Source organism: Corynebacterium marinum DSM 44953, from assembly GCF_000835165.1.
Classification (GTDB): domain Bacteria; phylum Actinomycetota; class Actinomycetes; order Mycobacteriales; family Mycobacteriaceae; genus Corynebacterium; species Corynebacterium marinum.
In genome coordinates this window covers 347,091-367,149 of the sequence record NZ_CP007790.1, presented here as the reverse complement: position 1 = coordinate 367,149, position 20,059 = coordinate 347,091, and the positions used below count along the sequence as shown (strand labels likewise).

Here is a 20,059-nt window from a genome sequence, read left to right as displayed (position 1 = left end):
AGGTTAGGACGCGTCGACGTCGGAACGCTCGTCGTGGGACAGGTTGATGCCCAGCGAGGATCCGCCGGCGTCGAGATCGTCGTCATCGTCGCCGGACAGCTCCATCGGGGTGCCGTCGGCGGCGAGGACCTCGACGTTCAGGCACAGGGACTGGAGCTCCTTGAGCAGAACCTTGAAGGACTCGGGGATACCCGGGTCCGGGATGTTCTCGCCCTTGACGATGGCCTCGTAGACCTTGACACGGCCGACAACGTCGTCGGACTTGATGGTCAGCAGTTCCTGCAGGGTGTAGGCGGCGCCGTATGCCTGCATCGCCCACACCTCCATCTCACCGAAGCGCTGGCCGCCGAACTGGGCCTTACCACCGAGCGGCTGCTGGGTGATCATGGAGTACGGGCCGGTGGAGCGGGCGTGGATCTTCTCGTCCACCAGGTGGTGGAGCTTGAGCATGTACATGTAGCCCACGGAGACCGGGTAGGGGAACGGCTCGCCGGAGCGGCCGTCGAAAAGCATCGCCTTGCCGTCCGGGTTGACCATGACGTCGCCGTCGCGGTTCGGCTTGGAGTTGGCGAGCAGGCCGGCGATCTCCTGGTTGGAGGCGCCGTCGAAGACCGGGGTGGCGGTCAGGGAGTTGGCCGGGACGTCGTAGAGCTCCTCGGGGAGGGTCTCGATCAGTTCGGCGTTCTCCACGACGGCCGGGTCGACGGTCCAACCGGCGGCGGCGAGCCAGCCGAGGTGGATCTCCAGGACCTGGCCGATGTTCATACGGCGCGGGACACCGTGGGTGTTCAGGATGATGTCCACCGGGGTGCCGTCCGGCATGAACGGCATGTCCTCCGGCGGCAGGATCTTGCCCACGACGCCCTTGTTGCCGTGGCGGCCGGCGAGCTTGTCGCCGTCCTGGATCTTGCGCTTCTGGGCGACGTAGACGCGGATCATCTCGTTGACGCCCGGCGCCAGATCGTCGTCGTCCTCGCGGGCGAAGCGGCGGACACCGATGACCTTGCCGTTCTCGCCGTGCGGCACCTTCATGGAGGTGTCGCGGACCTCGCGGGCCTTCTCGCCGAAGATGGCGCGCAGCAGGCGCTCCTCCGGGGTCAGCTCGGTCTCGCCCTTCGGGGTGACCTTGCCCACGAGGATGTCGCCGGCGCGGACGTCGGCGCCGATGCGGACGATGCCGCGGTCGTCGAGGTCGCGCAGGACGTCCTCGGAGACGTTCGGGATCTCACGGGTGATCTCCTCGGCGCCCAGCTTGGTGTCGCGGGCGTCGATCTCGTGCTCCTCGATGTGGATCGAGGTGAGGATGTCCTCCTCCACGATCCGCTGGTTGAGGATGATCGCGTCCTCGTAGTTGTGGCCTTCCCACGGCATGAACGCGACCAGCAGGTTGCGGCCCAGCGACATCTCGCCGTGGTGGGTGCCCGGACCGTCAGCGATGACCTGGCCGGCCTCGACGCGCTGGCCCATGTCGACCAGCGGGGTCTGGTTGTAGCAGGTGCCCTGGTTGGTGCGCTCGAACTTGCGCAGCAGGTAGGTGTCCCGGATGCCCTCGTCGTCCATGATGGTGATCAGGTCGGCGGAGACGTTTTCGACGACGCCGGACTTCGGCGTGATGACCATGTCGCCGGCGTCGTAGGCGGCGCGCTTCTCCATGCCGGTGCCCACGTAGGGGGCCTCGGCGCGGACCAGCGGCACAGCCTGGCGCTGCATGTTCGCGCCCATGAGGGCACGGTTGGCGTCGTCGTGCTCGAGGAACGGAATCATGGCGGTGGCCACGGAGACCATCTGGCGGGCGGAGACGTCGATGAAGTCGACACCCTTGCCGTCGGTGACGGCGATGTCGCCGTCCTTGACGCGGACCTCGATGCGGTCGGAGGTGATGTTGCCCTCCGCGTCGCGCTCGACGGAGGCCTGGCCGATGGCGTAACGGTCCTCCTCGTCGGCGGTGAGGTAGTGCATCTCGTCGGTGACCTTGCCGTCGACGACCTTGAGATACGGGGTCTCGATGAAGCCGAAGGCGTTGACGCGGGCGTAGGACGCGAGCGAGCCGATGAGGCCGATGTTCGGGCCCTCAGGGGTCTCGATCGGGCACATGCGGCCGTAGTGGGACGGGTGCACGTCGCGGACCTCGATGCCGGCGCGCTCACGGGACAGGCCGCCCGGGCCGAGGGCGGACAGACGGCGCTTGTGGGTCAGACCCGACAGCGAGTTGTTCTGGTCCATGAACTGCGACAGCTGGGAGGTGCCGAAGAACTCGCGGATCGCGGCCGAGACCGGACGGACGTTGATCAGCGAGGTCGGGGTGATCGACTCGGCGTCCTGGGTGGTCATGCGCTCGCGCACGACACGCTCCATCCGGGACAGGCCCACGCGGACCTGGTTCTGGATGAGCTCGCCGACGGTGCGCAGACGGCGGTTGCCGAAGTGGTCGATGTCGTCGGTGTTGACCGGGATGACCTCGCCGATCGGCGACGTCATGGTGCGCTCGCCGGTGTGCAGGCGGACCAGGTACTCCAGGGTGGTGGCGATGTCCTCTTCGGTCAGCGTCATCAGACCGTCGTGGTCGCCGCCGAGGCCGAGCTTGCGGTTGACCTTGTAGCGGCCGACCCGGGCCAGGTCGTAGCGCTTCGGGCGGAAGAAGGCGTTGTCGAGCAGGGAACGCGCGAGATCGCGGGTGGGCTGCTCGCCCGGACGCTGCTTGCGGTAGATCTCCAGCAGAGCCTCGTCGACGTTGGCAACGCCGTCGGACTCGAGGGTGGACATCATGATCTCGGAGAAGCCGAAGCGCTCCTTGATCTGCTCGGCGGTCCAGCCGAGCGCCTTGAGCAGGACGGTGACGGGCTGGCGACGCTTACGGTCGATGCGGACACCGACGGTGTCGCGCTTGTCCACGTCGAACTCCAGCCATGCGCCACGGGACGGGATGACCTTCACGGAGTGCAGCGGACGCTCGGTCGACTTGTCGATCGTCTGATCGAAGTACACGCCCGGGGAGCGGACCAGCTGGGAGACCACGACACGCTCGGTGCCGTTCACGATGAACGTGCCCTTGTTGGTCATCATCGGGAAATCGCCGATGAAGACGGTCTGGGACTTGATCTCCTGGGTTTCGTTGTTGATGAACTCCGCAGTCACATACAGTGGCGCGGAGTAGTTGATGTCCTTGTCCTTGCACTCATCGATGGTGTGCTTGACATCCTCGAATCGCGGGGCGGACAGGGAAAGGGACATGTTCTCGGAGTAGTCCTGGATCGGGCTGAGCTCGTCGAGAATGTCCTCAAGACCACTGGTGACGCGGGCCTCCGGCCCACGCTCCTCCTGCTGGCGGGCGCGCCACTCGGGCGTACCGATCAACCATGCGAAGGATTCACGCTGCAGGTCAAGGAGCCCGGGAACCTCAATCGGCTCAGCGTTCTTCGAGAACGAGTAACGCTTGGGAGTTCCGGGGATATCGGCCACTGACTTGGTCTGGCGGGAGACTGCCAAGATGGGTCCTTCCAGCACCTCACGCGGGACGATGGCTGTTCTGGCTGACAACCACCGAAGCCGCTGGTAATTTTAGCATTCGGTCTGCTGTGGAATGACCGTCCCCAGATAGCACAAAATCACCTTGTCAAGTCGACTTTTCCAAGCCGCTAGATCAAGGTTCAGGTGATGGCCAGAGACGAATTCCAGCGCAACGAATCAGCCTATATCACGCCGCCGGTATTGTAAAGCCCGTTCGGGTGCCGGAGTTCTCCCGGATTCACGGCGGGACTCTACCACGACTCTCTGCGCGCCACGCGCCCGCTCCCGGAGTGTCCCGGCGAACCGCTCACCGGCCCCGTCGTCTCCCGAACACGCCGAAAGCGCCGGCCAGGCCCAGCAGAGCGAGGACCGCACCGACCCCGATGGCCACCCGGCGCACCGCATCGACGAACGCGGGGTCCCGGATCTCGCCGGCCTCCGCCAGGTGTGCGTCGATCTGCTCCTGCGGCATACGCCCCTCGAAGAGGAGGACCTGCTCGCGCTTCTGTCCGTCGGCGGTGCCGTAGTAGGCGTCCACGTCTTCCCGGATCTCCACGACCAGGCCCGAAACCCGGTCCACCAGGAAATCGCGGGTGACCGAGTGGAAGAGGTAACCGCGCTCGTCGTCCGCGAAGGTGGTGGTGTTGAACGGGCCGGCGTAGAGCTCCGCCACGTTCGTCGGCTCGATCTCCTGCCGGTAACGGTGGACGGTGCGGCCGTCCATGTCGAGCTCCTCGGCGAACTCCGCCGGGCGGGTCTCCCGCAGCTCGGGGTCGAACACGTCGTAGGCGGTCTGCTCCGCACCCGAGGGGAAGGTCAGCCACACGCCGTCCACCGGGACTTCGCTCACCGGGCTGGCCAGCTGGTCGGTGAGCGTCGCCGGGGTGGTGAACTCACCCGTCGAGCGGTCCACGCCGAAGGTCCACACTTCGGCGGAGATGAGCCGGTCCAGTTCCCCCTGCATACTGTCGCGCATGAGGGTCTCCCCCACCCGCAGCGTCGCGGTGTTCTCGTCCGCCGGGTTCTGGATCTCCATGTGGAGCTGGCGGGAGACGGGCACCTCGAGGACGCGGCCGCCGGGATCGGTCATCAGGCGGGTCTGCGCGTCACCGTCGGTGAGCGTCCACGTCGTGTTCTCCAGGTCCAGCGGCAGCCGGCTGTCCTCGTGGAGGAAACGCGGCGCCGCCAGGCCCGCCACCAGCAGAGCGATTCCGACGCTGAGCAGGAGGAAGGAGAACACGCGGGACTTAGGCAGCATGGGGGAGAGTTTACCTGCCGGCCAGGACAGGCCCCCACTGGGCGCAGAATCGGGAGAACCCCGCCCCATCCACGGAAGGGATGGTGCGGGGTTCCACGCGAAAGGGGTTCCTCTTACTTGAGGGTGACCTTGGCGCCGGCCTCTTCGAGCTTGGCCTTGGCAGCCTCGGCGTCTTCCTTGGAAGCGCCCTCGAGGATGGCCTTCGGTGCGCCCTCGACGAGCTCCTTGGCCTCCTTCAGGCCCAGGCCGGAGACGAGCTCGCGGACAGCCTTGATGACGCCGATCTTCTTGGCGCCGGCGTCCTCGAGAACGACGTCGAACTCGGACTGCTCTTCAGCGGCAGCGGCGTCGCCGCCGGCGGCACCTGCGGCAGCAACTGCGACCGGAGCGGCAGCGGTGACCTCGAAGACCTCTTCGAACTCCTTGACGAACTCAGAGAGCTCGATGAGAGTCATCTCCTTGAATGCCTCGATGAGCTCGTCCTTGGTGAGCTTAGCCATGGTGGCTTCCTTTCTTTGTGGGCCCGTTTCAGCAGGCCCGAATGTGTGGGGGTCGAACTGTTGCGCCGTAGCGGCGACTTAAGCTTCCTTCTTCTCCTGGAGCGCAACGGCGAGGCGTGCGACCTGGGAAGCGGGAGCGTTGAACAGGCCTGCGGCCTTTGCCAGATTGCCCTTGATGGCACCGGCCAGCTTCGCGAGAGTGGTCTCCCGGTTGTCCAGCTCGGCGATGGCCTTGACCTGGTCGGCAGACAGAGCGTTGCCGTCCATGTAGCCACCCTTGAGGATGAACGCCTTGTTGTCGTCGGCGAACTTCTTCATCACCTTGGCGGCGTCGACAGCCTCGCCCTTGATGAAGGCGATTGCGGTCGGACCGGTCAGGTGCTCGTCAAGGCCCTCGATGCCCTTTTCCTGGGCAGCGATCTTGATGAGGGTGTTCTTGGCGACGGAGTACTGGACGTCGAAGCCGAGAGCGCCGCGCAGCTCAGAGATCTGCGCAACGGTCAGGCCACGGTACTCGGTGAGGACAACAGTGTCTGCTTCCTCGAACTTGGCCTTGAGATCTGCAAGATCAGCCTGGTTCTTCGCGTTTGCCATTACTTCGCCTCCTTCCCTTTACGTGTCGTGTTGATCCGCCGGGACCCTTTTCAACGAAAAAAGCCCCGTGCAAGAGCACGGGGCGCATCACCTCCCGGAAGGAGGTGGTGGCTCGAAAGTGTCTCCTGCGTGGGCCGTTCCAGTGTCCTGGAATCCTTCGATCCTTATCGGATGACCGACGGTCTTCGGTGAAACTTGAGCTCGGCTCTCACGAGCCGTTCAAACTTCGATGGTTGACGTTAGTCCCCCACCGGTGATTCCTCCAAATCGCCCGCCAACGAGGCCCGTGCCATCCGCTGCAGCACTGCCGCAACCGCTTCGACGTCGGCGCCTGACTGGGCGACCAGTTCCGCGCCGCGCTGGATCGCGGCGTCGAGCAGTGGACGGGACAGGGACGCCGCATCGCCCAGCAGGGTGTGCAGCGCAGGCTCCAGGCCGTTGTGCTCCTGTTGGACCCGCTCGTCGGCGAAGGCTCCGGGGAAGGCCTGGGCCGCGGTCATGAGCGGCCCGTGGGAGCCCTCGACGAACAGGTCCAGCGTGACGCGGACGTAGACGGCCAGGCGGTCGGCGGGGTCGGTGCCGGCCCGGCCGATCTGCCCGGCAAGTTCGTCCAGCCAGGCCGGGATGGTCTCCCGCAGCAGCTGGACGACCATGTCCTCCCGGGAGGACACGTAGAGGTAGACGCTGGAGCGTGCGAGGCCCACGTCGGCGGCCACCTCGGCGAGGGTGGGCACTTTTCCGCCGCCGTCGACGATGAGCTTCCGGGCGGCGTCCAGCACCGCGCGCTGCTGGGCGGCGCGGTGGCGTGCGACGGTGGCCTCCGAGATCTTCGGCATGACCCGAAGCCTAGTCCCTGGCGCTCAACCGTCCATCGACCATCTGGAGGACGCGGTCGCAGTGCGCGATCACCTCGAGGTCGTGGGTGACCATGACGCCGGCGACGCCGAGTTCGTGGCATTCCTCGGCGAGCAGCGCGACGATCTCGTGGGCGCGCTGCCGGTCGAGGGCGGCGGTGGGTTCGTCGACCAGCAGCAGGTCGGGGCCGCCGACGAGCGCGCGGGCGATGCCGATGCGCTGGCGCTCGCCGCCCGAGAGCGCGGCCGGCCGGTGCGAGGCGCGGTGCGCCATGCCGACCGCCTCGAGCAGCTCGTCGTTGCTGCGCCGGCCGCGCCGCCCGAGGATGCGGGCGGCGAGTTCGAGCTGGTCCCGGGCGCGGAGCGCGGAGGGGAGGTTGCCGGAGGACTGGAAGACGAAGCCGATGTGCTCCCGGCGGACGCGTGCCAGCTCTGCGTCGGCCAGGCCGGTGATCTTCTCCCCGGCGACCGCGACACGGCCGGAATCCGGCGTCGTCAATGCGCCGGCAACCGCCAGCAGGGTGGATTTTCCGGAGCCCGAGGGGCCGACGACGGCGACGAATTCGCCGGGGTTGACGGTCAACGAGACGCCGTCGAGGGCGTGGACCTCGGAGTCGCCGTCGCCGTAGCTGACGCGGACGTCGTCGAGGATGAGAGCGGGCGTGGTCATCGGTTCTCCCCCAGTGCGGTGAGCGGATCGGTGCGGGTGACGCGGAAGACGGCGATGAGTGCGCCGACCAGTCCGGCGATGAAGAGCAGTGCCGCGCCCGCGAGGACGGAACCCGCCTCGGTGACGTACGGCATCGGCGTGGATTCCAGCCAGAGGCCGAGACCCACCGCGAGTGCCACGCCCACGGCGATGGACAGCGCGAGGATGACCACCGCCTGGCCGAGGCTGTCGCGCAGGAGGAATGCGCGGGTGGCGCCCATGGCGCGCATGACGGCGATGTCGCCGGCGCGCTGGATGGTCCAGACCAGGAAGAAGGCGCCCGTCACCAGTGCCGTGATGATGTAGAGGAACCACTCGATCATGGACAGCGTCATCGTCTCGGCGCTGTATCCGGGAGAAGAACCGAAGCTCTCCTCGAGGGGGCGCGCGTCCAGGCCGGCGGCGGCCGAGAGCTTCTCGACGTCCGCCTCAGGCGCCCGGGCGACGACGACGGAGGCCTGGTCGTAGGCGTAGGGCGCCGCGGCTTCGCCCGCGCGGGCGCCGGCGTGGACCTCCTGCCAGATGTCGAGGGGGACGTAGGCCAGGTCGACGTGCCCGAAGGTGCGCTGGTCGTCGGTGAAACCGACGACGGTCAGCTCGGTCTCCAGCCGGTCGAGAATGACGGTGTCGCCGACGGACAGCCCGTCGTCCTGCAGCGTGCCGGAGAGGACCACCTCGTGCGGGGTCGGGGTGGGCTGGCCGTCCACGCGGCCGGGGCTCATGGCGGGCAGTCCCGCCGGGGCGATGAAGGAGTCCGGTTCGACGCCGACGAGGGTGAGGTCGACCGGCGTGGCGTCCTGGTTGCGGGCGTTGACGATGGTCAGACCCATGGGGGTCGTCTCCTCCACACCTTCAGCGGCCGCCAGGTCGCCTGCCGCGGAGAGGTCGACGACGGAGCGGGTGGACGCGGAATCGGTCTGCGTGCCCTCCTCGAAGGCGATGACGTCGGCGTCCATGGCCTTCAGGCCGGAGACGCCGTCGTTGACCAGGCCGGCGGTGAGGCCGGAGATGATGACGATGAGGATGGACATGAGGGCCAGAACCAGGCCCATCAGGAGGAATCGGGTGCGCGCGAAGAGCATGTCGCGCCAGGCTAGAAACATGGGTGGGGGCTCCGGTCAGGGTCAGGGAGGCGGCGCCGGCAGATGTTACCGACACGCTGTCGATATCTTAGCGACGTCGCGTCGCCGCCCCTCCCCTGCCCCCCGGTTACTTCTCGTCGAAGTCGCTCAACGGGCCCCGGACCAGGCCGACCCGGGCGGCGTTGAGGATCGCCAGGACGTCGATGACCTCCTGCGCGACCGCGCCCATGAGCGGGGTGAGCAGGCCGAAGACCGCGAGGATCATGCCGATGATGCTCAGCGCCATGCCGCCCAGGGCGGACTGCAGGGCGATGCGCCGCATGCGGGCGCCGATGTGGAGGAGGTCGTCGAGGCGCTCCAGGGAGGAGTCCAGGATGACGGCGTCGGCCGCCTCGGAGGTGATGTCGGAACCCGCGCCCATCGCCACGCCCACCGTCGCCACCGCCATCGCCGGGGCGTCGTTGATCCCGTCGCCGAGGAACATCGTCGGGCCGCGCCGGTTGTGCTCCTCCACCAGCGTCAGCTTGCCCTCGGGGCTGACGCCCGCGTGGATCTCCTCGATGCCGACCTTGTCCGCGAGGTACCGGACCTCGGATTCGCGGTCGCCGGAGATGATCATCAACTTGTCCACGTTGTGCTTCTTCGGCAGGTGGGCGATGAAGTCGTTCGCCGACGACCTCGGTTCGTCCCGCAACCGGATCATGGCGGCGTAACGGTCGTCGACCAGGACAATCGACTCCATGCCGGAGGCGGTCACGGGGATGAGATCGCGGCTGCCCGGGTCGATCTCGTGGCTGGTGCGGCGGTTGGTGATGCGGATGCGCCGACCGCCCACCACACCGGTCAATCCCTGGCCGGGCTTCTCGGAGACCTCGGTGACGGCGGGGAGCTCGAGTCCGCGCTGCTCCGCGCCGGCGCGGATCGCCTCGGCCAGCGGGTGGCGGGAGTAGCGTTCCACCGACGCCGCGAGCGCCAGGACCTCGTCCTCGGAGAAGCTCTCCGCCGTGTGGATGTCGGTGATGGCCGGTCGGCCGTAGGTCAGCGTGCCGGTCTTGTCGAACATGACCGTCCTGACCCTGGAGGCGTTCTCCAGCATGCCGGGGTTCTTCACGATGATGCCGCGCCGGGCCGCCAGCGAGATCGCGCCGATGATGGCCACCGGCACGCCGATGAGCAGCGGGCAGGGGGTGGCCACGACGACGACCGCCAGGAAACGCGTCGGATCGCCCGAGACCGCCCAGCCCAGGCCGCCGAGCACCAGGGCGACGACCGTGTACCAGGCGCCCAACCGGTCCGCGAGGCGGCGCATGGCGGGGCGGTTCTCCTCCGCCTCCCGCAGCACTCCGACGATCTGCGCGTAGCGGGAATCCTGCGCGGGCCGGCCCGCCAGGATCGTCAGGGGGGTGTCGCCGTTGACGGCGCCCGACATGACCTCCGATCCGCGGGACTTGCTCACCACGTAGGGCTCGCCCGTCAGGTAGGACTCGTCCATGCTGCCGTGGCCCTCCACGACCTCCCCGTCCACGGGGCACAGCTCGTGCGGCAGCACCTCCACCAGGTCCCCGACCGCGATGTCGTTGACGGGGACCTCTTCGGTCCCCCCGGCGAACGTGCCGCCCAGCAGCCGGTGCGCGGTGGTCGGCGCCCGGCGGGCCAACGCGTCGAGGGTGCCCGAGGCGCGTTTCGACGCCGCCTCCTCCAGCGCCTCGCCGCCCGAGAGCATGAGCACGATGATGGCCGCGACAAGCCACTCCCCCAGGAGCACGGACGTGATGATGGAGACGGCGGCCAGGGTGTCCGCGCCGCCCCGCGTGGCCACGGCCGACTTCGCCACCTCGACCATCAACGGGATGCCGCCGAGCACGACGACCACCACCAGCGGCCAGTCCCGCGCCCAACCGTCCAGCCCGATCCCGAACCACAGGATGAGGTGCACGAAGATGGCCACGAGCGTGGCGACGGTGATCAGTCCGTCGCGCGAACGGATGAACAGTGCCCACGGGTCGGGCGCGCGGGTCGGGGTCGTGGTCTGGGGGGCTGTGGTGGTCATACCCCCCATTGTTCTCCGGAAAAGAGGGATCCACCAGGATGCACAGGCTGGCCTCATCCCCCTGGGAAATACACCTAGGCGATCGCGCTCCCCCGGAAGCAGGTCGTCACCGCTCCCCCGACCCACACCTGGCCGTCAGCGGTGAGTTCGACGGCGACCGAACCGGCCCGCCCCAGCCGGGTGCCCTGCGATACCCGGTACCCGCCGCTCACCTGCCCCTCCCGGAGCAGCCACTGCGCGACGGAGGCGTTGAGGCTGCCGGTCACCGGATCCTCGCCGTTGCCCGCGAAGGGCACGAAGGCGCGGATCTCGAAAGCGTGCTCGGCCCCCTCCGGGCAGGGCCCGAGCACGCCGAACTTCAGGTCGCCGGACTCGCGGAGGTCCGGCTCCAACGCGAGGACCTCGGCCGCGCTGCGCAGCTGCACCGCGCACCAGCCCGGCCCGTTGTCCACCCACTGGTGGCCGGCCACGTCACGGCGGCCGATGCGCAGGGCGGCGCAGATCCGGCCGAGGGTCTCCTCGTCGAGCGGCCCGGAGCGTGTTGTGGGCGGCGCGGCGAAGAAGAGCTCCTCCCCCGCCTGCCGGACGGTGATCAGGACCGCACCGCATTCCTGCACCACCTCCCCCGTGCGCCGCGGGGAACCCCCGTTGGTCAACCAGGCGTGCGCCGAACCGAGGGTGGGGTGCCCGGCGAAGGGCAGCTCCCCGGCGGGGGTGAAAATGCGGACACGGTAGTCCGCCTCCGGGTGGACCGGCGGGCACAGGAACGTGGTCTCCGAGAGGTTCGTCCAGCTGGCGATCCGGCGCATCTCCGCCTCATCGAGTCCCTCCGCGTCGAGGATGACGGCCAGTGGGTTGCCCCGGTAGGGTTCGGCGGAAAACACGTCCACCTGCGCGAAGTCTCGGATGCGGCTCATGCCGCCGAGTATAGGGCCGCCGGCGGGGCGGGCCGGGGCATGAAAAACGCGGCGCGGGACTTTTTAAGTCCCGCGCCGCGTTTCTGGTCGGCTACCGGTGGAGGGTTAAGCCTCGCCGGCGTAGTTCTTCTGCACCGAAGCGTCGACCGGGACACCCGGGCCGTTGGTGGAGGAGAGGGTGACCTTCTTCAGGTAGATGCCCTTGGCGGAGGACGGCTTGATGCGGAGCAGCTCGTCGAGCAGAGCGCCGTAGTTCTCAGCCAGTGCCTTCTCGTCGAAGGACGCCTTACCGATGGCGGCGTGCAGGTTGGAGGCCTTGTCCACGCGGAAGGAGATCTTGCCGCCCTTGACGTCGGCGACAGCCTTGGCGACGTCGGTGGTGACGGTGCCGGTCTTCGGGTTCGGCATCAGGCCGCGGGGGCCGAGCACGCGGGCGACACGGCCGACCTTGGCCATCTGGTCCGGGGTGGCGATCGCGACATCGAAGTCGATGGTGCCGGCGGTGATCTGCTCGATCAGCTCGTCGGTGCCCACGACGTCGGCGCCGGCGGCCTCAGCCTCGGTGGCCTTCTCGCCTGCGGCGAAGACGGCGACGCGGACGGTCTTGCCGGTGCCGTGCGGGAGGGAGACGGTGCCGCGGACCAGCTGGTCAGCCTTGCGCGGGTCGACGCCGAGGCGGATCGCGACGTCGACGGTGGAGTCGAAGTTCTTGGAGGAGGTCTCCTTGATCAGCTTCGCTGCCTCGATCGGCGAGTAGGTGCGGGACTTGTCGACCAGCTCGGCGGCGGCCTTGTATGCCTTGGAGTTCTTGCTCATTGTGCAATTCCTTCTTGGGAGGGATTGATGTGGTCAGGCGGGCCGGAGCTGGCCCTGCCACGTCGTCGGGGGAAGGGAGAGGGATTAACCCTCGACCTCGATGCCCATGGAGCGGGCGGTGCCGGCGACGATCTTCGCTGCTGCGTCGATGTCGCGGGCGTTGAGGTCTTCCTTCTTGGTCTCAGCGATCTCGCGGACCTGAGCCATGGTCACCTTGCCCACCTTCTGGGTGTGCGGGACGCCGGAGCCCTTCTGCAGGCCGGCGGCCTTCAGCAGCAGCTTGGCGGCCGGCGGGGTCTTCAGCTTGAAATCGAAGCTGCGGTCCTCGTAGACGGTGATCTCGACCGGGATGACGTTGCCGCGCTGGGACTCGGTCGCCGCGTTATAGGCCTTGCAGAACTCCATGATGTTGACGCCATGGGCACCGAGGGCCGGGCCGACCGGCGGAGCCGGGTTAGCGGCGCCAGCATCGATCTGCAGCTTGATGAGGCCAGTGACCTTCTTCTTCTTCTTGGGAGCCATCGAATTACCTCGTTCCGTGGTACCGGCAACCGTCACGATGATGACGGCCGCCGTCCGGATGCCGGGCCCCGCTACCAGGACGGACGTCGCTGGATCTTCACGTATCCCGGCCACCGGGGATGAATGTCTGGATGTCGCGCGGCACTTGCGCACGCGCGAGGGTCAAGCCTACGGCACGGTCAGCGTGCCGCCCAAATCATCAGTTGATCTTTTCGATCTGGTCGGAGGTGAGCTCCACGGGGGTTTCACGGCCGAAGATGGAGACAAGCGCCTGGATCTTTCCGGTGGCGGGATCGATCTCCGAAATCGTCGCGGACACGGAGGCCAGCGCACCGGTGAGGATGGTGACGGCCTCGCCGACCGCGAAGTCCATCGCCAGGGACGGCTTGGACTGCTCGTCCGGCATGGCGACGACCTTCTCGCCCTCGGAGGTGACGGCCGCGGCCTCGCCCTCGACGGAGGCTTCCTTCGGCATGAGGAACTTCGCCACGTCGCGGTGCTTGACCACGGTCGCGTTGCCCTCGTTGCCCACGAAGCTCGTCACGCCCGGGGTGTCGCGGACGACGGACCACGCCTTGTCGTTCATCTCCATGCGGACCAGGACGTAGCCCGGCAGCAGCTTGCGCTTGACCAGCTTGCGCTTGCCGTCCTTGATCTCGATGACCTGCTCGATGGGGACGACGACGTCGTAGATGTACTCCTCGACCTCAAGGGTCTGGGCGCGCATGTCGAGGTTGGTCTTCACCTTGTTCTCGTAGCCCGAGTAGCACTGGATGATGTACCAGTCGCCCGGCAGCTTCTTCAGCTCGCGGGTGTACTCGCGCACGCGCCGGCGGTACTCGGCCTCCGTGTCTTCCTCGGTGGTGTCGCCCAGCGCCGCGGCGGCGGCGGCCAGGGAATCCTCCTCGATCACCTCGGGTTCTTCGGCCAATTCGGCGGGAGCTTCCTCCGGCTCGACCTCGGCCTCGACGTCCGCGACAGCGGCCTCGTCGTCGGTGGTCTCCGCGGTGGCCTCGTCGGCGAGGTCCGCGGTGTCATCGCCGAGCAGCTCGGCGGCGTCGAAGGCCCCGGCGTTCTCGGGGTTTTCGGACAGGTTCTCGGACAGGTTCTCGGATGCGAATTCTTCGCTCATGATGCTCCAGGTGTGTAGGGCAACTCGGAAAGGCCGTTTCGAGCCAGTTTACCGGCCGCGGCCAATGAATAATCCCGCCGACCCTGGTGGGCTCGACGGGATGAAAACTGATGGTGACGACTGTACCTAAGGGGTGAGGATCTTCTCAACTCCGAGGCCCGCCAGAAAGTCGACGCTCGAGACCAGTGCCGTCACCACGATGAGGAAGGCGAAGACCACCAGGGTGTAGACGACCATCTGGCGCGCGGTCGGCCAGATGACCTTCCGCATCTCCGAGACAACCTCCGGCAGGAAGCTGACGACGCCGCCGCCAGGCTTGTCGTCCTCCGGGTCAGCCTTGACGACCCGCTTCGCCTCATAGGACGAGGCAGTGGTGGTGCCGACGCCCGTCATCTGGCGCTTGCCCGTCGGGCGGGCCGCGCCGGGCTGGTTGGGCTGTTGATCGGTCACAGCACTCCTCGGAAAAGACATCTCGTGTTCAGAACTCCGTTGAGCCTACCAGAGGCCAACAGGGAACAGCAGAACGGGCCGGCACCGAGGAAAATCCTCGATGACCGGCCCGTATTGGCAGGGGCGACAGGACTCGAACCTGCAACCTACGGTTTTGGAGACCGTTGCTCTACCAATTGAACTACGCCCCTTGGTGCGCTGCCTGAACAGCACGGTTGACCTTACCAGACGGGCAGATCCTTCCGAAACTACCTGCTGGCCGGCTAACCGGTAGCGATGGCGGGAATTGAACCCGCGACACAGCGATTATGAGTCGCTTGCTCTACCACTGAGCTACACCGCCTGGTGGCCGTTTCACACTTCCCCAGCCACCGACGGTTCTGCAGCGACCGAGGGAGAAAAGAAACAGAGCCCCCTATCAGAATCGAACTGATGACCTTTTCCTTACCATGGAAACGCTCTACCGACTGAGCTAAGGGGGCGTAGCCTCTGGCACCGGACGTATTTATCTTGCCCGCTCCGTTGAAGCCTTGAACAGATTAACCCGATGCGCTGAGGTTACACAAATCGGCACGTCACGACGCATTTTCAGCCATCAAATGGGGGCGTTTCAAACCGCCTGAAATCGCCCCTGCCGGGCCTGCCGGGTTTGCATGAAACCGGGACTGCGCGGCGGTCCCGGGCGCCGGAATTCGAGGAAAGCCGCGAAAGGCAGAAGACCCACCCGAACCAACAGTTCGGGTGGGTCTGAAGTTGTGCCAGGTACAAGATTCGAACTTGTGTAGGCGTAAGCCGGCGGATTTACAGTCCGCTCCCATTGGCCGCTCGGGCAACCTGGCGTGCACCATACGGTGCGTGACATACTCTACTACGAGACACCGGAAGACCTGCAAATCGGCAGGTCACGCCACTTATCCGACGCGCTGGATGGTGTAGTTGGCCAGCATGCGCAGCGCATTGGTGGCGGCGGAGTCGGGGAGCCGGTCCATCTGACTCTCGGCCTCGACGAGGTAGCGGTGGACGTCGGCGAGCGCGCGCTGGCGGCCCTGCGAACGCCCGAGGAGGTCGAGCGCGCGTTCCACGTCGTCGTCCTCGGTGAGCGGACCCGTGAGGAGCGCCCGGAGCTGCTCCCCCACCTCTCCGTCCTCCTGGAGGGCGTAGAGCACGGGCAGGGTGAACACGCCTTCGCGCAGATCGGTGCCCGGGGTCTTGCCGGACTGCTCCGGCGCGGAGAAGATGTCGATGATGTCGTCGACGATCTGGAAGATCATGCCGATCGCCCCGCCGATCCGGGACAACGCCTCGATATGCTCCTCGCTGGCGTGCGAGTGGTACGCGCCGAGGTGGCCGGCGGAGGCGATGAGCACCCCGGTCTTCTCGTGGATGACGTCCATGTAGTGCTCGACGGGGTCGCGCCCCTCCGCGCCGATGGTCTCCCTCATCTGTCCGGTGACCAGGTCCTGGAAGGTCTGGGCGAAGTGGCCCACGGTATGGGTGTCCAGTTCGCTCATCATCCGGGAGGCATGGGCGAAGAGGATGTCCCCCGCCAGGATCGCCACCGCATTGTCCCAGCGTGCATTGGCGGAGTCGACGCCGCGGCGCAGCTCGGCCTCGTCCATCACGTCGTCGTGGTACAGCGTGGCCAGGTGGACCGTCTCCAGGACGGCGGCGGCCTTGACCACCTCGGATGAACCCGCTCCTGGTCCGAACTGGGAGGCGAGCAGCGTCATCATGGGCCGGAAGCGCTTGCCGCCGGCCTCCATCAGGTGCATCACCTTGTCCACGAGGAAATCCTCGCTTTTCGCCAGCTCCTCGCGCAGCAGGACCTCGACCTCGGCCATTCCGGTCGCGATACGCTCATTGAGCTCGGCGTCTCCCAGATCCACGTTCCCGGCCGGGGTGGACTGATAGGTAGTGCCGTTGGTCATGTCGAGGTGTCCTTGCAGCGGTCTGACGGTGAGGATGATCGCACTCAACCGTAGTCCAAAGTTGCCCCACCCCGTACTAAGGGGTGGCGTGGAATGCCACAATGGACCGCATGAGTGGAAACCCCGGTCTTGTCGATGTCCTGATAGTCGGTGCAGGACCCGCGGGTTCCGCGGCCGCGATTCATGCGGCGGAGGCCGGCCACGAGGTTCTGCTTCTCGACGCCGCCGTCTTCCCCCGCGACAAGACCTGCGGCGACGGGCTGACCCCACGGGCCATCCACCAGCTGGGCAGGCTCGGGCTGGCGGAGGCGGTGACGTCCAGCTACCACAACCGGGGTCTCAAACTGCACGGTTTCGGCGGTTCGGTCACTGCCCCCTGGCCGGAGGGCCACTACGGAACGCTCGGTTCCGCCATGCCGCGCACGGAGTTCGACCACCTGCTGGTGCGCACCGCCGTGGAGCGCGGCGCGACCCTGTGGGAGGGTGCGACGGCCACGGGCGTCGAGTTCGCGGGACCGCGGGTGGATGCGGTGACGGTGCGGCACGGGGGCGTCGAGAAGCAGGTGCGGCCCCGCTGGCTGCTGGTCGCCGACGGGGTGCGCTCGACCTTCGGCAAGCTGCTGGGCCGGCAGTGGCACCGGGGCGAGGTCTACGGCATCGCGGCGCGCTCCTACTGCGCTTCGCCGATGTCGGATGAGCCGTGGATCCATTCCCACGTGGAGCTGCGCGACGCCGAGGGCACCGTCCAGCCGGGCTACGGCTGGATCTTCCCGCTCGGCGACGGCCGGGTGAATCTCGGCGCCGGCGCGCTGTCCACCGACGCCCGGCCGGCAAAGGTGAACACGAAGAAGCTGCTCTCGCACTACGCGACGCAACGCCGCGAGGAATGGCAGCTGGGCCCGGAACAGGACGTCGCCTCCGCGCTGCTGCCGATGGGCGGCGCGGTCTCCGACGTGGCCGGCGCGAACTGGATGCTCATTGGGGACTCCGCCGCACTGGTCAACCCCCTCAACGGCGAGGGCATCGACTACGGAATGGAGTCCGCCGAGATGGCCGTGGAGCTGCTGCGTCCGGGCCGCGACCTCACCCTGGTGTGGCCGCACCTCCTGCGCGAGACCTACGGCGAGGCGTTTTTGCTGGCCCGCACGGCGGCGCGGCTGCTGACCTACCCGCAGTTCCTGCCGGCCGTCGGGCCGCTCGGCCTGCGCGGCCCCGTCGGCGCGATGGTCATGCCGGCCGCCGCGCGGCTGATGGGCAACCTCGTCGCCGACGACGACCGCGACCTCATCGCACGGGCCTGGCGCCTGGCCGGCGCCGCCGTCTCGAGGGTGCGCCGCGACACCCCGCTGTGGGCTACAACGGCTTAGTCGCCGAGTGCAGGGCCACGATCCCGAAGCTCAGGTTCTGCCACCCGGCGTTCTCCCAGCCGTTGGCGTTGATCACCTGCGCCAGGCCTTCCTGACCCGGCCACGCGCGGATCGACTCCGCCAGGTAGATGTAGGCGTCCGGGTTGGAGGAGACCAGGCGCGCCACCTTCGGCAGCAGCCGCATGAGGTACTCCTTGTACGCCGTGCCGAACAGGGGCACCACCGGGGTCGAGAACTCCGCCACGGTCAGCCGGCCGCCCGGCCGGGTCACCCGCGCCAGCTCCCGCAGGCCGGCCGCGTGGTCGTGGATGTTGCGCAGGCCGTAGGAGATGGTCACCGCGTCGAAGGAGTTGTCCGCGAAGGGCAGCCGCATGCCGTCGCCGACGACCTTCGGAACGTCGCGGTCCCTGCCCGCGGCGAGCATGCCCTGGGAGAAGTCGCACGCCACGCACCAGGCGCCTGACTTCGCCAGCTCCACCGTCGAGACGGCGGTGCCCGCCGCCAGGTCGAGGACCTTCTCCCCCGGTTTCAGGTTGAGCCGCTCACGGGTGCGCCGCCGCCACCGGGCGTCCTGCCCGAAGGAGAGGATCGTGTTGGTCAGGTCGTACTTCGCCCCGACGTCGTCAAACATTGACGCGACGTCGAAGGGTTTCTTGTCCAGGTCTGCCTTAGCCACGACCACGAGTCTAGGTCAGGGAACTTCCGGCGACGCGCGCACCCAACGCCTTGGCTGCCCACAGCGGCAGCTCCGGGCGCGGGCCGAAGAAGGTCAACGGGACACGGCGCGCCTCTTCGAGGACCCGGGCGTAATAACCCAGCAGCTGATCGCACAGGGCCTCCCAGGTCTTGTCCGCCACCGAGACCCGGGCGTTGCGGCGGAGCTGATCGTGGCGGTCGCGGTGCAGCAGCCACTCGGCGGCGGCGGGCAGCTCGCGGGAGAACGTCTCGACGTCGAGCAGCAGGCCGTTGTAGCGCTCCTGGATCAGGTCCACCGGACCCCCGGCGCGCGGGCCGATGGTGGGCACGCCGGAGGCCTGCGCCTCCTGGATCGCCTGGCAGAAGGTCTCGAACTCGCCGGCGTGGACGAACAGGTCCAGCGAGGCGTAGGCGCGGGCCAGGTCCTCGCCGCCCAGGGCGCCGGTGAACACGGCTTTCGGCATCAGCGTCTCCAGCTCGCCGCGGGAGGGCCCGTCACCGACGATGACCAGCTGGATATCGCGCCGGCCGTGCAGGGAAGCCAGGCGGTCCACGCCCTTCTCCGCGGCCAGGCGGCCGACGAAACCGACGATCTTCTTCCGGCCGGTCGGGTCCCACTGGCGGCGCAACTGCGGGCAGCGCTTCTCCGGGTGGAAGCGGACCGCGTCGACTCCCCTGCCCCAGTGCCGGACGTTGTTGATGCCGTGAGCCTCCAGGTCGCGGATGGTCAGCGAGGACGGAGCCAGGGTCATCTGGCACATGTTGTGGATGTGGCGGGTCCAGTCCCACGCGGCGTTGGCCAGCGGCGTGAGGCGGTACTTGGTGGCGAAGCCCGCCACGTCCGTCTGGTAGAGCGCCACCGCCGGCACCCGCAGCTGACGCGCCGCGAAGGCGCCCGCCGCGCCGAGCACGAACGGGCTGGCCAGGTGGATGAGGTCCGGCCGGAAGACCCGCAACGCGTCGGTGACGGCGGGGTTGGGCACGCCGATGGGCAACGAGTCGATCAGCGGGACACGCACCGTGGGCACCCGCACGATCTCGAAGCCCAGGTACTCGCTGACCTCCTCCTGGAAGTCGCGCGCTCCCGGCGCGATGACCAATGCCTCATGCCCCTCCCGGTGGAGATGCTCCAGAACCCGGAGGACCGAGTTCGTCACACCGTTGACGTTGGGCAGGAATGACTCCGCGACGATCGCTACACGCATGCGTGACATCCTCTCTCTGCCAGGCGACATCGCCTTGATATCCAGCTTTACTCCGGGAGAACTTTCGGTGAACGTGCCGCACCCCGGGCGAAGCTGCCGACTGCCCACCACAATAGCGCCGCGAGAATCGTCGCCAGCAGAGCAACACTCAGGGCCGGAATGACGGACAGGGTCCATTCCCGCCCCTCCACCTTCACCAGGTCGGGGTCGGATTTCGCGTACGCCACCCACACTCGCTGTCCCTCCCCCAGGCCTGTGGGGTAGAGCAACCCCGTCGGCGGAGAATGGTAGATGCCGTCCTCGTCGCGGTACTCCACCGTGGTGCGCAACCAGTCCGTGCCCGTCACCGTGGCCAGCGCCCGGCCGGGGTCAGCGTTGATGGTCCGGTCGTTGAGCGCGGGTCCGCCGACCATGGCGACGCTGCCGAGCATCGCCGCGGCGTAGAGCATCAGCACCAGCTGCCGCCCCCGCC

18 protein-coding genes and 4 tRNA genes are annotated in these 20,059 nt (G+C 67.7%); 1 reads left to right on the top strand and 21 read right to left on the bottom strand.

All coding sequences use genetic code 11. The features are described 5' to 3' along the window. Positions 1 to 3 precede the first annotated feature (3 nt). The 18 genes from rpoB to B840_RS01675 all read right to left on the bottom strand — a co-directional run bounded on the left by rpoB (position 4) and on the right by B840_RS01675 (position 16,319). Positions 4 to 3,504 (bottom strand): DNA-directed RNA polymerase subunit beta, encoded by a 3,501-nt coding sequence (gene rpoB / locus B840_RS01760; RefSeq protein ID WP_188656879.1) that lies wholly within the window; start codon positions 3,502 to 3,504, stop codon positions 4 to 6. 310 nt (positions 3,505 to 3,814) lie between these two features. Further along, positions 3,815 to 4,765 (bottom strand): cell envelope lipid trafficking protein PgfA, encoded by a 951-nt coding sequence (gene pgfA / locus B840_RS01755; protein ID WP_042620694.1) that lies wholly within the window; start codon positions 4,763 to 4,765, stop codon positions 3,815 to 3,817. Between the two features lie 113 nt (positions 4,766 to 4,878). Then, on the bottom strand, positions 4,879 to 5,265 hold the full coding sequence (rplL, locus tag B840_RS01750; protein WP_042620693.1) for a 50S ribosomal protein L7/L12: 387 nt from the start codon (positions 5,263 to 5,265) through the stop codon (positions 4,879 to 4,881). A 78-nt stretch (positions 5,266 to 5,343) separates the two neighbouring features. Further along, positions 5,344 to 5,859: a 50S ribosomal protein L10 gene (gene rplJ, locus B840_RS01745; RefSeq protein WP_042620692.1), complete on the bottom strand. Its 516-nt coding sequence runs from the start codon at positions 5,857 to 5,859 to the stop codon at positions 5,344 to 5,346. Between the two features lie 239 nt (positions 5,860 to 6,098). Beyond that, a complete protein-coding gene (locus B840_RS01740) occupies positions 6,099 to 6,695 on the bottom strand; it encodes a TetR/AcrR family transcriptional regulator (RefSeq protein WP_042620691.1) in 597 nt (198 codons plus the stop codon). A gap of 10 nt (positions 6,696 to 6,705) precedes the next feature. After that, positions 6,706 to 7,383, bottom strand: coding sequence for an ABC transporter ATP-binding protein (locus B840_RS01735; protein ID WP_042620690.1), 678 nt, complete (start codon positions 7,381 to 7,383; stop codon positions 6,706 to 6,708). Next, positions 7,380 to 8,525, bottom strand: a complete 1,146-nt coding sequence (locus B840_RS01730) for an ABC transporter permease (RefSeq protein ID WP_042620689.1) — start codon at positions 8,523 to 8,525, stop codon at positions 7,380 to 7,382. Before B840_RS01730 ends, B840_RS01735 begins: the two co-directional genes overlap by 4 nt. Positions 8,526 to 8,631: 106 nt before the next feature. After that, positions 8,632 to 10,554, bottom strand: coding sequence for a heavy metal translocating P-type ATPase (locus B840_RS01725; RefSeq protein ID WP_229676550.1), 1,923 nt, complete (start codon positions 10,552 to 10,554; stop codon positions 8,632 to 8,634). A 74-nt stretch (positions 10,555 to 10,628) separates the two neighbouring features. Beyond that, positions 10,629 to 11,471: a PhzF family phenazine biosynthesis protein gene (locus B840_RS01720; protein ID WP_042620687.1), complete on the bottom strand. Its 843-nt coding sequence runs from the start codon at positions 11,469 to 11,471 to the stop codon at positions 10,629 to 10,631. A gap of 105 nt (positions 11,472 to 11,576) precedes the next feature. Continuing rightward, complete coding sequence (gene rplA, locus B840_RS01715; protein WP_042620686.1) at positions 11,577 to 12,287, bottom strand: 50S ribosomal protein L1; 711 nt, start codon at positions 12,285 to 12,287, stop codon at positions 11,577 to 11,579. Between the two features lie 84 nt (positions 12,288 to 12,371). Continuing rightward, entirely contained in the window at positions 12,372 to 12,809 is a 438-nt protein-coding gene (gene rplK / locus B840_RS01710; protein ID WP_042620685.1) for a 50S ribosomal protein L11, read from the bottom strand. Positions 12,810 to 13,008: 199 nt separating this feature from the next. Beyond that, positions 13,009 to 13,941, bottom strand: coding sequence for a transcription termination/antitermination protein NusG (gene nusG / locus B840_RS01705; RefSeq protein WP_188656852.1), 933 nt, complete (start codon positions 13,939 to 13,941; stop codon positions 13,009 to 13,011). 126 nt (positions 13,942 to 14,067) lie between these two features. Then, positions 14,068 to 14,391: a preprotein translocase subunit SecE gene (secE, locus tag B840_RS01700; protein ID WP_042620684.1), complete on the bottom strand. Its 324-nt coding sequence runs from the start codon at positions 14,389 to 14,391 to the stop codon at positions 14,068 to 14,070. 115 nt (positions 14,392 to 14,506) lie between these two features. Continuing rightward, a tRNA-Trp gene (locus B840_RS01695) sits at positions 14,507 to 14,582 on the bottom strand. Positions 14,583 to 14,662: 80 nt separating this feature from the next. Beyond that, positions 14,663 to 14,734, bottom strand: a tRNA-Met gene (locus tag B840_RS01690). Between the two features lie 66 nt (positions 14,735 to 14,800). After that, positions 14,801 to 14,873 (bottom strand) — tRNA-Thr (locus tag B840_RS01685). Positions 14,874 to 15,147: 274 nt separating this feature from the next. Then, positions 15,148 to 15,230: transfer RNA gene (locus B840_RS01680), tRNA-Tyr, on the bottom strand. 72 nt (positions 15,231 to 15,302) lie between these two features. Continuing rightward, positions 15,303 to 16,319, bottom strand: coding sequence for a polyprenyl synthetase family protein (locus B840_RS01675; protein ID WP_042620683.1), 1,017 nt, complete (start codon positions 16,317 to 16,319; stop codon positions 15,303 to 15,305). Positions 16,320 to 16,420: 101 nt separating this feature from the next. On the opposite strand from B840_RS01675, the gene B840_RS01670 reads away from it, so the two are divergent. After that, on the top strand, positions 16,421 to 17,686 hold the full coding sequence (locus B840_RS01670) for a geranylgeranyl reductase family protein (RefSeq protein ID WP_042620682.1): 1,266 nt from the start codon (positions 16,421 to 16,423) through the stop codon (positions 17,684 to 17,686). Here the strand turns inward: B840_RS01670 and B840_RS01665 are convergent. From B840_RS01665 to B840_RS01655, 3 genes are read right to left on the bottom strand one after another with little or no spacing between them, the layout of a single operon-like run. Further along, positions 17,673 to 18,362, bottom strand: a complete 690-nt coding sequence (locus B840_RS01665; RefSeq protein WP_042622437.1) for a demethylmenaquinone methyltransferase — start codon at positions 18,360 to 18,362, stop codon at positions 17,673 to 17,675. The two genes, B840_RS01670 and B840_RS01665, sit on opposite strands and share 14 nt — an antisense overlap. A 10-nt stretch (positions 18,363 to 18,372) precedes the next feature. Beyond that, positions 18,373 to 19,587 carry a glycosyltransferase family 4 protein gene (locus tag B840_RS01660; RefSeq protein ID WP_042620681.1) on the bottom strand — a complete coding sequence of 405 codons (1,215 nt, stop codon included), beginning with the start codon at positions 19,585 to 19,587 and terminating at the stop codon, positions 18,373 to 18,375. A gap of 47 nt (positions 19,588 to 19,634) precedes the next feature. After that, entirely contained in the window at positions 19,635 to 20,036 is a 402-nt protein-coding gene (locus tag B840_RS01655) for a DUF3592 domain-containing protein (RefSeq protein WP_042622436.1), read from the bottom strand. Positions 20,037 to 20,059: the final 23 nt, after the last annotated feature.

Coding starts and splice junctions, on each gene's coding strand:
- nusG (WP_188656852.1), bottom strand. CDS start 13,941: ATGAGCGAAGAATTCGCATCCGAGAACCTGTCCGAGAACCTGTCCGAA.
- B840_RS01660 (WP_042620681.1), bottom strand. CDS start 19,587: ATGCGTGTAGCGATCGTCGCGGAGTCATTCCTGCCCAACGTCAACGGT.
- B840_RS01725 (WP_229676550.1), bottom strand. CDS start 10,554: ATGACCACCACAGCCCCCCAGACCACGACCCCGACCCGCGCGCCCGAC.
- rplL (WP_042620693.1), bottom strand. CDS start 5,265: ATGGCTAAGCTCACCAAGGACGAGCTCATCGAGGCATTCAAGGAGATG.
- B840_RS01670 (WP_042620682.1), top strand. CDS start 16,421: ATGGACCGCATGAGTGGAAACCCCGGTCTTGTCGATGTCCTGATAGTC.
- B840_RS01675 (WP_042620683.1), bottom strand. CDS start 16,319: ATGACCAACGGCACTACCTATCAGTCCACCCCGGCCGGGAACGTGGAT.
- pgfA (WP_042620694.1), bottom strand. CDS start 4,765: ATGCTGCCTAAGTCCCGCGTGTTCTCCTTCCTCCTGCTCAGCGTCGGA.
- B840_RS01655 (WP_042622436.1), bottom strand. CDS start 20,036: ATGCTCTACGCCGCGGCGATGCTCGGCAGCGTCGCCATGGTCGGCGGA.
- B840_RS01730 (WP_042620689.1), bottom strand. CDS start 8,525: ATGTTTCTAGCCTGGCGCGACATGCTCTTCGCGCGCACCCGATTCCTC.
- rplJ (WP_042620692.1), bottom strand. CDS start 5,859: ATGGCAAACGCGAAGAACCAGGCTGATCTTGCAGATCTCAAGGCCAAG.
- B840_RS01740 (WP_042620691.1), bottom strand. CDS start 6,695: ATGCCGAAGATCTCGGAGGCCACCGTCGCACGCCACCGCGCCGCCCAG.
- rplK (WP_042620685.1), bottom strand. CDS start 12,809: ATGGCTCCCAAGAAGAAGAAGAAGGTCACTGGCCTCATCAAGCTGCAG.
- rplA (WP_042620686.1), bottom strand. CDS start 12,287: ATGAGCAAGAACTCCAAGGCATACAAGGCCGCCGCCGAGCTGGTCGAC.
- B840_RS01720 (WP_042620687.1), bottom strand. CDS start 11,471: ATGAGCCGCATCCGAGACTTCGCGCAGGTGGACGTGTTTTCCGCCGAA.
- B840_RS01735 (WP_042620690.1), bottom strand. CDS start 7,383: ATGACCACGCCCGCTCTCATCCTCGACGACGTCCGCGTCAGCTACGGC.